The 1,207-nt window shown below is 68.7% G+C and carries 1 protein-coding gene; it reads left to right on the top strand.

The window, feature by feature from the left end:
* The first annotated feature begins 327 nt into the window (after positions 1-327).
* Positions 328-1,059 carry a FadR/GntR family transcriptional regulator gene (locus FPZ12_RS45380; RefSeq protein ID WP_243770369.1) on the top strand — a complete coding sequence of 244 codons (732 nt, stop codon included), beginning with the start codon at positions 328-330 and terminating at the stop codon, positions 1,057-1,059.
* The last annotated feature ends 148 nt before the right edge of the window (positions 1,060-1,207 follow it).

A 1,207-nucleotide genomic window follows, 5' to 3' on the forward strand; every position in this document is an offset into this window, starting at 1 on the left:
CCCGCCCACGACCGGACCCGGCTGAAGATCACGCACCGCGACCGCCACCACATCGGCGTCGTCATGGATCAGATAGCCCGGAGGGCCGGAGTCCACCATCACTTCTCCTTTGGATAGAGGTCTTACCAATTTCGACCGTAACTCACCGGGCCCGGCGCGAGCAAGACTCTCGTGGCAAGAGGTAGGGTGTCGATGGTTTACCCATCCGGCCGGCAGTCACGGCTATCGGCTCGCGCAGGGCGGCTCGCGGTGATCGGATGGGGCCTACTTTCGGCAGGATTGGTAAACTGGTCTGGCCACTCCGAGCGAACCAGAAAGCGAGCCGCAGTGACCACCGAAAGCAGCATGTGGGTTCCCCTGCAGCAGGGCAGGGTGCCGGACCTGATCGCGGACCGCATCCTCGCGCTGATCTCCTCGGAGAAGCTGCACCCCGGCGCGAAACTGCCGCCGGAGCGTGAGCTGGCCACCCTGCTGGGCACGAGCCGCCCTTCGCTGCGGGAGGCGCTGCGTTCCTTGCAGGCCAAGGGGATCGTCGAGATCCGGCACGGTGCCGGTGTGTTCGTCGCGGACCCGGCGACCACGCGAAACCTGCGTGAGGCCGTGTTCGCCGAGGAGATGAGCCTGGCGGAGCTGTTCGACATGCGCGAGGTGCTGGAACTGCCCGCGGTGAGCTGGGCGGCGGCCAACCAGGACAAGGAAAAACTGGCCGACGTGCGCAAGGCCTTCGAGGCGCTCGACGAGGCCTCCGCGCGGGACGAGGTGGACTGGGCGCGTCTGCAGCAGCTCGACGCCGCCTTCCATCTCAGCATCGTGCGCGCGGCGGGGAACCGGTTCCTGAGCCAGACGCTCACGGTCCTGCAGGACATCCTCGCACGCGGTATGGAGACCACACTGCAGGTCCCCGGCCGGCTGGAGCGCTCCCGGGAGGACCACCGCAAGATCCTCGAAGCCGTGCTGAGCGGGCAGCCCACCGCCGCCCGCCGCGCCGCGGCCGCGCACATCCGGGGCGCCCGCAAGGCGGCCTTTTCCCGGTTGCATGCCGAAGGTCCATCCGCTTAGGACGGTGCGCTCGCCACGTCCGAGCCTTGGTCGGCGCAGCCTCCGCCCCGCCCCAGTGGAGGCGTGGGAAAGGCAGCGCCCAGCAACGCGAAGCAACCCACCCCACCACCACGCACCGAAACCGCCACCCGGCAACGCAACGCAAGCC

It is taken from the genome of Amycolatopsis acidicola, from assembly GCF_007713735.2.
In the GTDB taxonomy this organism is placed as follows: domain Bacteria; phylum Actinomycetota; class Actinomycetes; order Mycobacteriales; family Pseudonocardiaceae; genus Amycolatopsis_E; species Amycolatopsis_E acidicola.